General features: G+C 52.0%; 13 protein-coding genes. 11 read left to right on the forward strand and 2 right to left on the reverse strand.

Annotation, left to right across the window (positions count from 1 at the left end; genetic code table 11):
* Positions 1 to 21: 21 nt before the first annotated feature.
* On the reverse strand, positions 22 to 672 hold the full coding sequence (locus tag C5S61_RS01865; protein ID WP_110513424.1) for a class I SAM-dependent methyltransferase: 651 nt from the start codon (positions 670 to 672) through the stop codon (positions 22 to 24).
* Positions 673 to 913: 241 nt separating this feature from the next.
* Between C5S61_RS01865 and C5S61_RS01870 the strand changes: the two genes are divergently transcribed.
* The 6 genes from C5S61_RS01870 (at position 914) to C5S61_RS01895 (ending at position 7101) form a co-directional block, all read left to right on the forward strand.
* The gene (locus C5S61_RS01870; RefSeq protein WP_110513425.1) at positions 914 to 2581 is read left to right on the forward strand and encodes a DUF1800 domain-containing protein; all 1668 of its coding nucleotides are present in this window, start codon (positions 914 to 916) and stop codon (positions 2579 to 2581) included.
* A 9-nt stretch (positions 2582 to 2590) separates the two neighbouring features.
* Positions 2591 to 3880 (forward strand): DUF1501 domain-containing protein, encoded by a 1290-nt coding sequence (locus C5S61_RS01875; protein ID WP_110513426.1) that lies wholly within the window; start codon positions 2591 to 2593, stop codon positions 3878 to 3880.
* A gap of 254 nt (positions 3881 to 4134) precedes the next feature.
* On the forward strand, positions 4135 to 4557 hold the full coding sequence (locus tag C5S61_RS01880) for a hypothetical protein (RefSeq protein ID WP_110513427.1): 423 nt from the start codon (positions 4135 to 4137) through the stop codon (positions 4555 to 4557).
* Between the two features lie 64 nt (positions 4558 to 4621).
* Positions 4622 to 5305, forward strand: coding sequence for a response regulator transcription factor (locus C5S61_RS01885; RefSeq protein WP_110513428.1), 684 nt, complete (start codon positions 4622 to 4624; stop codon positions 5303 to 5305).
* A gap of 3 nt (positions 5306 to 5308) precedes the next feature.
* A complete protein-coding gene (locus C5S61_RS01890; RefSeq protein WP_110513429.1) occupies positions 5309 to 6688 on the forward strand; it encodes an ATP-binding protein in 1380 nt (459 codons plus the stop codon).
* Positions 6685 to 7101: a hotdog fold thioesterase gene (locus tag C5S61_RS01895; RefSeq protein WP_110513430.1), complete on the forward strand. Its 417-nt coding sequence runs from the start codon at positions 6685 to 6687 to the stop codon at positions 7099 to 7101. The genes C5S61_RS01890 and C5S61_RS01895 overlap by 4 nt, the downstream gene beginning before the upstream one ends.
* Positions 7102 to 7257: 156 nt before the next feature.
* On the opposite strand, the gene C5S61_RS01900 is transcribed toward C5S61_RS01895, so the two are convergent.
* Positions 7258 to 8037, reverse strand: coding sequence for an HAD-IIA family hydrolase (locus C5S61_RS01900; protein WP_110513431.1), 780 nt, complete (start codon positions 8035 to 8037; stop codon positions 7258 to 7260).
* A 193-nt stretch (positions 8038 to 8230) separates the two neighbouring features.
* On the opposite strand from C5S61_RS01900, the gene C5S61_RS01905 reads away from it, so the two are divergent.
* From C5S61_RS01905 to C5S61_RS01925, 5 genes are all read left to right on the forward strand, one after another.
* Entirely contained in the window at positions 8231 to 8944 is a 714-nt protein-coding gene (locus tag C5S61_RS01905; protein ID WP_110513432.1) for a site-2 protease family protein, read from the forward strand.
* 8 nt (positions 8945 to 8952) lie between these two features.
* The gene (locus C5S61_RS01910; RefSeq protein ID WP_110513433.1) at positions 8953 to 9456 is read left to right on the forward strand and encodes a hypothetical protein; all 504 of its coding nucleotides are present in this window, start codon (positions 8953 to 8955) and stop codon (positions 9454 to 9456) included.
* Between the two features lie 15 nt (positions 9457 to 9471).
* Complete coding sequence (locus C5S61_RS01915; protein WP_110513434.1) at positions 9472 to 10068, forward strand: LysE family translocator; 597 nt, start codon at positions 9472 to 9474, stop codon at positions 10066 to 10068.
* Positions 10069 to 10202: 134 nt separating this feature from the next.
* Positions 10203 to 12068, forward strand: a complete 1866-nt coding sequence (locus tag C5S61_RS01920) for an SUMF1/EgtB/PvdO family nonheme iron enzyme (RefSeq protein WP_164689166.1) — start codon at positions 10203 to 10205, stop codon at positions 12066 to 12068.
* Positions 12068 to 12589: a cysteine hydrolase family protein gene (locus C5S61_RS01925; RefSeq protein WP_110513436.1), complete on the forward strand. Its 522-nt coding sequence runs from the start codon at positions 12068 to 12070 to the stop codon at positions 12587 to 12589. Before C5S61_RS01920 ends, C5S61_RS01925 begins: the two co-directional genes overlap by 1 nt.
* Positions 12590 to 12644 lie beyond the last annotated feature (55 nt).

Consider the following 12644-nt stretch of genomic DNA (forward strand, 5'->3'; position numbering starts at 1 on the left):
CCCGATCCCCGATCCCCAAATTTACTTCTGAAACCGCGTAATCAAAAAGCCATGTTCTTTGAGAAATTGCAGGTTGAATTTCGCAACCATGCGATGTTCTGGTTGGCTTGGTGCTGCAAAATGGCTAATAAAATAACGTTCGCCATAATAAAACTCAATCTCAGTCGGGGTGATGCTAAACGGCGGCGTTGCCATCGTTGGCGCATATTCCAAGGTAATAATCATTTGCTGGCCGCCAACTGGCAAGATTTGATCGATCGTGGCGCGATAGTTGGTGCGCATCTCGTGAGGCAAGGCTACCAACGCCGCCCGATCATAGACCAAATCGATGTTGCCAACATCGGCTGTGGTTAAGCTCAAAACATCGCGGTTGAGAATAGTGATATTGCCCGAAACATAGGTGGTGGGGTTTGGCTGAACGTAATCAAGCTCTTGCTCAGCAAAAAATTGCTCAATTGCTGTGGTCACGAGTTCAACCCCAATCACTTCGGCAGCATATTGGCTAAACCAGCGCAAATCGTTGGTTTTACCACAGAGCGGCACGAGCACGCGCTTGCCCTGCAAAAATTCGGGCGTGGCAAAATGCTCAAGGTATGGGTGAATATCGCGCCGATGAAAGCTGGTTGCGCTTCCACCTTGTTGCCAAGAGTTGATCCAAAACGTTGCTTCCATTGCAGGCTCCTTAATCTCACACGATTTTGCAACCGATGCCCCAGACACATTGCTGGCAAAAAAGGGCGCATGGCAGCCGCAACACAAAGGTGATTGTAGCACGTGCTTCTCACACTTACGAGATCTATTAAATCCTCATAATTAATTAACATCTCGTTAATAAAAGTTTGCTTAAAGGTCGTTAGACTATCGCCTATCATTTGGCCTTAGTTTATTTTTTTAGCTCTTTTAAGGAGTCTGTATGTCGCTTTCGCGTCGCCAGTTATTGTTGGGCGCTGCGGTAGGGGCCACAGGCGCAGTCGTTCATGAGGATGTTGATGCAGCGCCCCTGCAACCCTCGGCAACTGAAGCCATGGCAAAGCCACCATTCGAGGTCATTGCGCTCTCGCGCATGGCCTACGGCGCACGCTCAGGCGATTATGCCCGCGTACGCACGATGGGCCTCACCGCCTATGTCGATGAGCAACTCAACCCCAATTTCGCCGCCGATACCGATTGCAACACGCGTATCGCCAATGCAACCTTACGGATTGTCTATGCAGCAGGCACGGGCTTTCCTGCAGTCGATGAAATGCGCGGCTTGGTCACGCTGAACAAAACCCAGCCCGAGTTATGGGAGCTACGAGTACATCCTTCTAATACCGAACGCATTCGTCCGGTTGATGAAGTCGTGGCTGCCAATTGGATTCGCGCCATCTACAGCAAATGGCAATTGTTCGAAATTATGACCGATTTTTGGCACAATCACTTTAACGTGTGGGCCTATAGCGATACCCGCATCTCGTCGCTTTGGCCACACTACGATAAAACCGTGATTCGCGCCAATTGTTTTGGTAACTTCCGCAAGTTCTTGGAAGCGGTTGCAACCAGCCCAGCCATGCTCTATTACCTCGATAATTCGACCAGCCGCGATGGCCCAGCCAACGAGAATTTTGCCCGCGAACTGTTTGAATTGCACACCTTTGGCTCCCAAAACTATCTCAACAATATCTACGACAATTGGCAAGAAGTGCCGCGCGACAACCAAGGCCGCCCAGTGGGCTATATCGACCAAGATGTGTATGAGGCAGCGCGGGCCTTCACCGGCTGGACAGTTGCCGACGGCACTGCTGGCATTCCCAATACAGGCTTGTTTCATTATGTTGATACATGGAATGATAACGCCCAAAAAATTGTGCTGGCCAACTTCTTAAATGCCAATGCAGGCCCGCAAGTTCATGGCAAAGCAGTTTTGGATCTGGTTGCCAAACATCCGGCCACGATTCGCAATATTTGCACCAAACTCTGCCGCCGTTTGGTCAGCGATAATCCACCAAAATCGTTGATCGATAAAGCGGTCGCCGTATGGACGGCCAACTACGACGCACCAGACCAAATTAAGCAAACCATTCGCGCAATTTTGCTCGCTCCAGAATTTTTAGCAACTTGGGGTGGCAAGATTCGCCGACCAAACGAGGTTGTAGCTTCCTATTTGCGCTCAACTGGCGCAGAAGTCAAGCCAACTGCTGAATTATTTAGCTGGATTACGATCTGTGGCTATCGGATGTTCAACTGGGCAACCCCAACCGGCCACCCCGACGAAAGTGGCTATTGGAGCAGCAGTAACGCCTTGTTGAACACATGGAACCTCTTATTCCACTTGCAGCAAGCCTATTTCCCGCCGGCAACCTTCGATTTGCAGGGCCAAATGCCACCTACGGTTACCACCGTGCGCCAGATTGTTGATTACTGGGTTATGCGCATGTTGGGCTATCAGCCTTCGGCCTTGGTCAAAACCAAATTGCTCAACCTGATGGGCCAAGCTGGCAACCTCGACAATCCGCCAGTCGGCCAGCCAAATGATGTGAAATTACGCCTGAGCAGCCTTGTGCACATGATTGGCATGCTCCCTGAATTTTATACCCGCTAGGAGGCTGCAATGGAAATAACTCGTCGTCAATTTGTGGTTGGCTGTAGCACTGCGATTGCAGCCATGGCCGGTGGTCGGTTGGGTGGTTTGGCGTTTGCCGAGCCAGGCGATATTCAACGCGATATTATGGTCGTGGTGTTTTTGCGCGGTGGCTGTGATGGCTTGGGCATCGTTTCGCCGCTTGATGATGCCAATTTTCAAGCAGCTCGCAACACGATTACCTTTCCAGGCACTGGTACTGGCGCAGGCTTTGAGCTAGGCCAGATGGGCACTGTGCCATTTTGGTTGCATCCCAAGGCTGCTGCCTTCAAAGAATTATTTGATAGCCAAGATTTGGCCTTTATTCACGCCAGCGGCTTGACCAACGGCACACGCAGCCACTTCGATGCCATGGATTTTATGGAACGTGGCACGCCCGACAATAAATCGACCAGCACTGGTTGGTTGACCCGCCACATGGCCGCGACCAGCCCCGACGGTGTTGTACCAATTATGTCAACAGGCTCGGCGTTGCCAGCGTCGTTGCTTGGCAGCCCCAATGCTGTGACGATTTCGAATGTACAACGCTACGCCATGCAAGGCTATGGCACGTATGGCGCACAGCAACAAGCAGCATTGAACGAAATTTATACCAAAACTGGCAGTATGCTCGATGCCCCAGCAACCCGCTTGCTTAGCTCAATTGCTGCGGTCAAGGCGCGTAACCCAGCTAACCCCTATGTGCCAATTGCGACCTATCCTGTTGGCGGGCTATCGGATTCGCTCAAAGCTATTGCCCAGATGATCAAACTCGACGTTGGTTTGCAAGTAGCAACCCTCGATTTTGGTGGCTGGGATACCCACGAATCGCAAGTGCCAATTTTGGGCAACCAACTTGATGTTTTGACCCGTTCGCTGCATGCCTTCTACAACGATTTAATCGATTACCACAGCAAACTGACCATCGTGGTGATGAGCGAATTTGGCCGTCGTTTGAAGGCCAATCGTAGCGCTGGCACCGACCATGGCCATGGCAATTTGGCCATGGTTTTGGGTGGCAATGTCAATGGCGGACGCATTTTCGGGCGCTGGCCAGGCTTAGCCAACGTTGACCTCGACCATGGCGTAGACTTAGCAATCACCACCGATTACCGCACAATTTTGAGCGAGATTGTGGTGCGCCGCTTGCGCAACAATCGCTTGGGGCTGGTCTTCCCACAAATCAGCCAATATCAACCACTCGGCTTGGTGCGCGGCACAGATATGGCGATTGATTGGTCGTCGGGCTTCCGTTCGTACCTGCCAATGGCCCGCCGCTAGCTGATTCGTTCTGGTTCATAAGCTCAATACTCTGTTGCATTAGCAGCCATCCAAGCTTTGGGTGGCTGCTAATCCATGCTAGGTTAATCCACTTAATTGTGTCGATTGTTCGCAAAACAGCATTTGCTTTACAATTACGACAGGATTTAGTAGGGCAGATACTGAGTGTTATTTACGCGTCAAAGGTTGCATCAGGCTGTGAAGCTTGGGCTAACCTGCGCTGATTGTGCCAGCTGCTATGGACGAGATAGCCTATGATTTTGCAAGAGTTTGCTCGCTACCACTCACATTATTTTTTTGATCCCGATGACGCGATCTTAGCACCGTTGAAAATTTCCAATCCCCGCGCGATTGATGGCCTAATTTTTATGGGGCCGGGCAGTGCCGTGGTGTTTTATCGCACCACGCGCGGGCTTTTTTTGCGCTTGAATCGGCGCGAATTGCAAATTAGCGATGCGACCAGCGCCGACGTGATTCGCGGCGAAACCAATACGCTGATTGTCTATGAACATGTCTATGAGCGCTTGCGCTGGAACTACACGCCGCCAGCCTGGATTGCACCCTTGATTCCCAATGATAATGCCAGCCTCGACGAGGAGCATTTTGATTTTGGGGTCTTTATCTACAATGTTTTGAGCAACAAGCAACGCAAACGGCTGGTTTTCTCGCGCAAATAAACATTCTTCGCAGGTTCTTCACGGGTTCGGGCTACAATAGCAATATCACCCAGTGGAGGCTTGTATGAGCGCAAAAATTTTAATTATTGAAGACGAGCGCAAAATTGCCATCGGCTTACAAAATTATTTAGAAGGCGTAGGCTATAACACGCTCACCGCCAGCGATGGCCAAATTGGGCTTGATATGGCCCGCCGTGAGCAGCCCGATTTGATTTTGCTTGATTTGATGTTGCCAGTTGTTGATGGCTTTACCGTCTGCCGCACGCTACGTGCCGAATCAAGCGTGCCGATTATTATGCTTACTGCGCGGGTTGAAGAAGTTGATTCGTTGGCTGGCTTGGAGTTGGGTGCTGATGATTATATAACCAAGCCATTTTCGCCGCGCCAAGTTGTGGCCCGCATCAAAGCAGTGTTGCGCCGCGTTAACGGCGAGCTAGAGCCACCAATGATTGTGCGCAAAAATGGGATTGAAATTGATCTTCAACGCCGCACTGTGGTGATTGAGCAAACGCCAATTACCAGCCTCACCCCGACCGAATTTGATTTATTGGTGACCTTGGTGCGCTCAGCTGGCCGCCCTTTGACCCGCAGCCAATTGCTTGATGCAGTTCAGGGCGAAGAAGGCGAGGCCTACGATCGCACCGTCGATGCGCATATCAAAAATGTGCGGCGTAAAATCGAGCCAAATCCCAGCGTTCCACGCTATATTGTGACCGTCTTTGGCATTGGCTATAAATTTGCGGAATAAGCCATGAAACTGCAACGAAAATTATTATTGACCCACATCGCAGTTGCGCTCGTTGCAATTTTGCTGATCACGGCGGTGGCCAATGTCACCGTCAATCGCTATTTTAGCGACCTCGCCGCCAAGCAAGCCAAACAAGCAGCCCAAGAGTTTGCGCCCGCCCTCGCCAGCTGCTACGAAATTATTGGCAGCTGGGATTTTAATGGCCAGCGCTGTATGAAGCTTGGCCCGCGACCCTTTATGCTGCCGCAAATGCGCCATGTGATTGTCGTCGATACAACTGGCGAGGTAGTGTTTGATAGTCGTGGCCGTGGCCCAAAAAATAATAAACAGCCAGCCAGCGTTACCCAGCGCGATATAGAGCGCGGCGAGCCAATTAGCGCCGAAGATGGCACGGTGATTGGCACGGTAATTGTGCGGCCAAACGAAGGTCAATTTGGCGCAGATGAAGATTATTTTTTGAGCATGGTGCGGCGCAATATCTGGCTGGCTGGGGCAATTACCGCGCTTTTGGCCTTGGCGATTGGCTTTCGCTTGGCGCGCACCTTGGCAGCGCCACTACGTAGCTTAACCACTGCGGTGCATCAATTGGCCCAAGGCGAGCGCTCGGTGCAAGTTGACGAGTCTGGCAACGATGAAATTGCCGAATTGAGCCAAGCCTTTAATTCGATGAGCAACGAGCTGCATCGCTCTGAGCAGGTGCGCCGCCAAATGGTTGCCGACATTGCCCACGAACTGCGCACACCGTTGAGCGTGCTGCAAATTGAGCTTGAGAGCATCGAGGATGGCGTAAGCAAGCCTACGCCAGCGGTAATTAGCTCATTGGGCGAGGAAGTACAACAGCTTAATCATCTGATTGAAGATTTGCGCACTCTTTCGTTGGCAGATGCAGGTCAATTGAGCCTCAATCCCGTCGAGCTAGAGCCGCACGAGGTGGTCAATCGTGCGGTTAATCGCATGCAATTGGCCGCACGTGAAAAACAATTAGAACTGGCGAATGAAAGCGCCGAGCAACTTGATTTCGTCCAAGCAGATCCATCACGTTTACAGCAAGTTTTAGTCAATCTCTTGCAAAACGCGGTTCGCTACACCCCGCAAGGTGGTAAAATTCGCGTGACTGCTCGCCAAAGTGCTGGTGAAGTTATTTTGGGAGTTCACGACACTGGGGCAGGCTTTGACCCAAGCGAGGCAGCGACCATTTTCGAGCGCTTTTATCGCACCGATAAAGCTCGCGCCCGCGAGACTGGCGGCACAGGTTTGGGCTTAGCAATCGTCAAAGGCCTCGTGACCGCAATGGGTGGCAGGGTTTGGGCAACCAGTGTGCCGAACCAAGGTTCAAGTTTCTATGTTGCTTTACGAGCAATCAGCACCAAGGAGGGTGTATGACCGATTTGCCTGATGTAAGCGCAATGAACGAGTTTCAACGTGGCACGCTTGCTGACACTCTCGGCATCAGTTTTACCGAAGTCAGTTTGGATCGGGTTGTGGCGACGATGCCGGTTGAGCGCAAAGTCCATCAACCATTTGGCTTGCTACATGGCGGTGCATCGGTAGTTTTGGCCGAATCGCTGGCCTCAGTGGCAGGCTGGGCCAATGTAATGCACAACAACCAACTGGTGGTTGGAGTCGAAATCAACGCCAACCACCTGCGTTCAGTGCGCAGTGGCGTAGTAACTGGCGTGGCCACGCCATTGCATCGCGGGCGACGCACCCAAGTCTGGGAAGTTCGCATCAGCGACGATCAGGATCGCTTGATCTGTGTTTCACGCTGTACCGTGGCGGTCGTCGACGCTGAGTAAGCTGCCAATTCCCTCACCCCAACCGCTCTCCCGTGCGCGGGCGAGGGGGCTTTAATTCTCTGGTTCTTGCGTAATTCGTCGGTGAAAACGGGTGCTCCCCCTCGCCCGCGTGCAGTGGGAGAGGGGGCTGGGGGGTGAGGGAACGAAAAAATCAATTCAACGATTAACCTCAGCCAAAAGTGCTGGCAATTCAGCAATGCTGGCAAGGGTCCAGGTTGGTTGGGGCAAATCGGCGGTTAATTGTTGATCGTGGCCCTTGCCCGTGCGCAACCAAACGCTTGCCATGCCACTGTTGACAGCCCCAACAATATCGGTCGTCAAATCGTCGCCGACCACTACCACTTCCTCGGCTGATAGCTGCAATGCTTGCATCGCCTGCTCAAAAAAGGCTTTGGTCGGCTTGCCAAGAATCGTTGGCTTGGTTTGGCTAGCATATTGCAACAACGCTGCAAATGCGCCAGTATCAAGATTTAGCCCTGTGTTGCTGAGATAATTGCGGCCAGGCTGACTCACCAATAATTCTGCGCCCTGCAAGAGCTGCCGAAACGCCAGATTAAGACTATCGTAGCCATCGACCTCGCCACAATGCGCTAAAACAACATGGCTGATTGGCTGATCTGGCTGCGGCGGATATAGCTGCTCAAACCACGTTTTAACAGCTTGGGGAGCCAGAATATATAAATTTGGCTCGCTGTGGCTCAAATATTCAGCAATTGCTTGCAAGGGATTCATAATTTCATGGGCTTGGATTGGGATGTGGCGGGCTTGAAGTTTGGCAGCCAAGGTTGCGGGCAATTGTGAATCGGTGTTGGTCAGAAAGAGCAATTGATAGCCAGCAGCTCGTAATTGCTCGATTGCCGCCACCGCCCCCTCGATAATCGTGCCAGCGCTATAAATCGTGCCATCAAGATCAATTAAACATCCACGGATTGGCATTGCGCATTCCTTCAATTCAAATACAGCTGGCAGCAATTGTACCAGTTTATGTTTTGGGTTTTTATGCTTTCGATTCCCAACTTCCAACAATCATAATCCAGTATATTCCTCACCGATTGATTGCAATTTAGGCGCGGCTAATTCGTGGTAGGATACAGCCTGATAATGCTGTTGCTCGTGGGGAGAGCCTTGTATGCAAATGGATATGAATGATTTTGTCATGCGCTTGGTGGCGATTGTTTTAGGCGTAACGGTGCATGAATTTTCGCATGCGTTTGTGGCGTTTCGTTTGGGCGACCCAACCGCAGCCCAAGAAGGCCGCGTTACGCTCAATCCGGTGGTGCACTTCGACCCACTGGGCGCATTTATGATGCTGTTTGTGATGCTGGGCTATGCACCAATGGCGTGGGGCAAGCCAGTGCCAATCAACGTTTTCCGCATTCGCTGGGGGCGACGGGGCTTTGCGCTTTCGTCGTTGGCAGGCCCAACTAGCAACTTATTGTTGGCCTCAATCTTTGCAATTCCGTTGTACATCGATGGCGGCGCGTGGATGTCTCCTCAACTTTACAGCTTTCTCTACTACGTGATTATGACCAATATTGGCTTAGCAGCCTTTAATATGCTGCCCTTGCCACCGCTCGATGGCTTTAATACCTTTGCTGGCTTGTTGCCGCAAGGTTGGGCCACGCCGATGGAGCGTTTGCGCCGCCCAGCCAATATTGTGTTGATGATTTTGATCATCTTGCCATGGATGCTGAGTCGGCTCAACCTGAGCCAACTTAATCTTGACCCACGGATTTTGGATGCGATGATTGCGCCGATTTTCCAATTATTTCAGCGCATCGTCTTGCCTGTATCTGGTTGTTGCCATGCGGTTGGCCATAGCCACGAGCATGCTGAAGCCTAGGAGTTTTCATGAGTGCGATCACGCGCTTGAGCCAACTCTGGGCCGCCTTACGCGCCAATGTAACGCCTGCTGAGCGCGCCTTGGTGCGCCAACTCTTGGCCAGCAACGAGTATCCACTATTTGAACGCATGCCGCTCTATGATCAACGCCATTGCCTTGATGTCTACACAACCTTGGTTGCCGCTGGCGAGCAGGATGCCGAATTGCTGCATTTGGCCTTGTATCACGACACTGGTAAGGTAGATCGTCAAGGCCAGCCAGTATCGTTGCTGTGGTATGGAATTGCGGTGGTGTGGAAGCAGCTTGCCCCGCAATGCTATGCCTGGGCCGCCCAAAAGCCGCGTTGGTGGTGTCGTTCAATCTATCGCTATGCCCATCATGGCCCGTTGGGAGCCGATTTGGCAGCAGAGGCTGGTTGTTCGCCAACCATTGTCGCCACGATTCGCCATTATCACGATGATGCGCCAACTGGTTTAGCTGCTCGCTTACGCTGGGCCGACGATCAGCATTAATCGAGGGCCACACTGGTGATTGAATATTGGCTACAGGCGTTGGCTTTGGGGCTAGCTGCTGGCTTATTACCTGGCCCAATGTTGGGCTTAGTGATTCGCGAAACCTTGGAACATGGCCGCCGCGCAGGCTATTTGGTGGCCTGCGCCCCCGTACTGACCGATGCACCGATTATTTTGATTGCGCTGTTTGTATCCAATGTCTTGCCAGCAAGCATAAATCGCTGGCTTGGGCTTGGTGGTGGGCTATTCTTAATTTGGATGGGCATTGATGCATGGCGCGCTAAGCCACCAGCTGAGGCCAGCGGTGCAGCGTGGGGCAGTTTAGGCCGCGCACTGATTACCAATTGGCTGAATCCTCATCCATGGCTTTTTTGGTTACCAATTGGCGGGCCACTGCTAATCACAATTCAACGCCAATATGGTTGGTTAGCGACTGTCAGTTTTTTGCTGGTATTTTATCTTTTGTTGCTGGGCAGCAAAATTCTGCTGTGTGAAATTGTGGCTCGTTCGCGGCGGTTTTTGCAAGGGTCAGTCTATCGTTGGGTTATGCGCGGCTGTAGTGGATTATTGATCGGCTTGGGAATAGTACTTATAGCTGAATATCTAGGCTAATGAGTAATTGTCGAGGGTAGGCGTTATCCCCCATTCAGGTGGCAAGATAGCTTGACCTTGGTACACTCTTTGCTTTAGAGCAAACTGCTATAATCAAACCAACCCAAAGCTGTTAATCATAGATGAGTAGTGTTATGAACGCATTAGCGTGTACAAATTGCCAAATGTTGCTTGCGCCAGGCGCACGATTTTGCTCGCATTGTGGGACGCTTGCCCCAACTCCGCAAATTACTAGCCTTCCACGGGAAGCAAGCGGCACTCTGCGACGCGGGACCATTCTTCAAGAACGCTATAAAATTATGACCTTTATTGGGGCTGGTGGCTTCAGTCGGGTCTATGGCGCAATTGATCTGCGGCTTAAAGTTCCATGTGCGATCAAAGAAAATAACGAATTTGATCAATCGGCGCATGTGCAATTTTTGGCCGAGGCCCAATTGCTGGCTCGTTTGCGTCACCCAAGCATGACCAAAGTCAGCGATTATTTTACTGATCCCAGCGGGGCGCAGTTTTTGGTGATGGAATTTGTGCCTGGCAAAGACCTCGAAAAGCTGATGGATGAAGCAGAAACGATTGTCTCGTGGCGCACGGTGGCCGAGTGGGGCAAAATTGTGTGTGATGTGCTGACCTATCTGCATACCCAAGACCCACCAATTATTCACCGCGACATCAAGCCAGCCAATTTGCGCTTAACTCCCAATGGCGATTTGATGGTGATTGATTTGGGCATTGCCAAAGAATATCGCGATGGCACAGCCACCAATCGCGCAGCTCAAGCTTATTCCGGCGGCTACTCGCCAATTGAACAGTATTTGGGTCAAGGAACCGATCCCCGTTCTGATTTGTATGCCTTAGGTGCGACGCTTTATCATTTATTAGTTGGCAAGATGCCTCCAGAAGCACCAAATCGCTTGCGCGGCATTTCGATGCAAACCGTCGAACAAGCTCGGCCTGATATTCCAGTTTTGATGGCTCGCGCTGTTGATCGAGCCATGGCAATCGAGCCAGAGCATCGCCCGCCGAGCGCTGCTGCTTTACACATGGTTTTCGAGCGCGTGCTTGAGCAAGATCAGGCGGTCAGTATCAGCCAACCAGCAGTGGTTGCCCAATTTGCCAGTGCCCGTAGTTTGCAGGCTGCCGCTCATGCCGTAGCAGAAGCAACCGCAGAACCAGCAGTAATTAGCCAGCCACGGATTGGCACGCAGCCTCGTTCGAGCACCAACGCTGGCAAACCAAGCCGCCCATTACAAGTTCCAAGCGAATTGCGGGCCGAACGCCTGCCCCATGGAATGATGTGGGAAGGCGATAACCGCGAAATGGTGCGGGTGATGGCTGGCGTGATGCCGATGGGCAGCGAAGGCAATGATCCCGATGAAGTTCCAGTCCATCGGCTTGACCTTAAAACCTTTTTGATCGACCGTTTTCCGGTAACCTGCGCCGATTATGCCCGCTTCGTACAGGAAACTGGCACAATTCCGCCACGTTATTGGGGTGGGCCATTGCCCCCACACATCATCGAAGATCATCCAGTAGTTGAAGTTACCCACGATGAGGCCCGAGCCTATGCCCAATGGGCTGGCAAGCGCTTGCCAACCGAAGCAGAATGGGAAAAAGCTGCAACCTGGGATGCAACAACCGGCCACAAGCGGGTCTATCCGTGGGGCGATCAGTGGGACGCGAATCGGGCCAATGCCCGCGATGGCGGTGCAGGCGGCACAGTGCCAATCGGAGCCTACTCACCGCAAGGCGATAGCCCATGTGGCGCAGCAGAAATGGCTGGCAATATTTGGGAGTGGACAGATACGGCCTACAAGCGCTATCCTTATGACCCAGGCGATGGCCGCGATTTCCCCAATAGTGCAGGCTTGCGTGTCACCCGTGGCGGATCATGGTCGTGTTCGCCAGATGCCTTACGAGGCGCGAATCGTAATATAGCTGCTGCCAACGATGCCGATTTCGAGGTTGGTTTTCGTTGTGCTGCTGATGTACGCGAGGATTGGTAATGACCCAAACTGCCTTAGTGTTGCTGGATGTTCAGGTCAATCTGTTCGCACCAGAGGCAACTGTCCATGCAAGTGAACGAGTGTTGGCAGCAATCGAAACATTAATTAACGCAGCTCGTGCCAATAACGCAGCGGTCGTCTATGTGCAACATAATGGCGGCCCCGACGATCCTGATGCGCCAGGTAGCCCGGGCTGGCAGTTGCACGAAGTTTGCACATTGCAGGCTGGCGATTTGGTGCTACAAAAAGAAACCCCAAACGCCTTTTTGCACACCGATTTGGCCGAAATGCTGCGGCAGCGCGAGATCAAACAGCTGGTGTTGGCTGGCTTTCAAACCGAATTATGTATCGATACCACCTGTCGTGCTGCATGGTCGCGGGGATTTCGGGTAAGCCTTGCCGCCGATGCCCACAGCACCTTCGATGGCGAAACGCTCAAAGCAGCGCAGATTATTGCCCACCACAATAGCGTATTGCGCAATTTTGCCCGCGTCTATTCCAGCTATAATATTAAGTTTTAACCAAAAACGCCGATCGCTAGGTAATGCCAACGATCGGCGTTTTGTGATCTACGAA

Source organism: Herpetosiphon llansteffanensis (genome assembly GCF_003205875.1).
Taxonomy (GTDB): domain Bacteria; phylum Chloroflexota; class Chloroflexia; order Chloroflexales; family Herpetosiphonaceae; genus Herpetosiphon; species Herpetosiphon llansteffanensis.

Bases quoted from the DNA above. Each gene is read 5' to 3' on its own strand.
- C5S61_RS01920 (WP_164689166.1), top strand. From the start codon at position 10,203: ATGAACGCATTAGCGTGTACAAATTGCCAAATGTTGCTTGCGCCAGGC.
- C5S61_RS01905 (WP_110513432.1), top strand. From the start codon at position 8,231: ATGCAAATGGATATGAATGATTTTGTCATGCGCTTGGTGGCGATTGTT.
- C5S61_RS01885 (WP_110513428.1), top strand. From the start codon at position 4,622: ATGAGCGCAAAAATTTTAATTATTGAAGACGAGCGCAAAATTGCCATC.
- C5S61_RS01900 (WP_110513431.1), bottom strand. From the start codon at position 8,037: ATGCCAATCCGTGGATGTTTAATTGATCTTGATGGCACGATTTATAGC.
- C5S61_RS01910 (WP_110513433.1), top strand. From the start codon at position 8,953: ATGAGTGCGATCACGCGCTTGAGCCAACTCTGGGCCGCCTTACGCGCC.
- C5S61_RS01865 (WP_110513424.1), bottom strand. From the start codon at position 672: ATGGAAGCAACGTTTTGGATCAACTCTTGGCAACAAGGTGGAAGCGCA.
- C5S61_RS01875 (WP_110513426.1), top strand. From the start codon at position 2,591: ATGGAAATAACTCGTCGTCAATTTGTGGTTGGCTGTAGCACTGCGATT.
- C5S61_RS01925 (WP_110513436.1), top strand. From the start codon at position 12,068: ATGACCCAAACTGCCTTAGTGTTGCTGGATGTTCAGGTCAATCTGTTC.
- C5S61_RS01880 (WP_110513427.1), top strand. From the start codon at position 4,135: ATGATTTTGCAAGAGTTTGCTCGCTACCACTCACATTATTTTTTTGAT.
- C5S61_RS01890 (WP_110513429.1), top strand. From the start codon at position 5,309: ATGAAACTGCAACGAAAATTATTATTGACCCACATCGCAGTTGCGCTC.
- C5S61_RS01870 (WP_110513425.1), top strand. From the start codon at position 914: ATGTCGCTTTCGCGTCGCCAGTTATTGTTGGGCGCTGCGGTAGGGGCC.
- C5S61_RS01895 (WP_110513430.1), top strand. From the start codon at position 6,685: ATGACCGATTTGCCTGATGTAAGCGCAATGAACGAGTTTCAACGTGGC.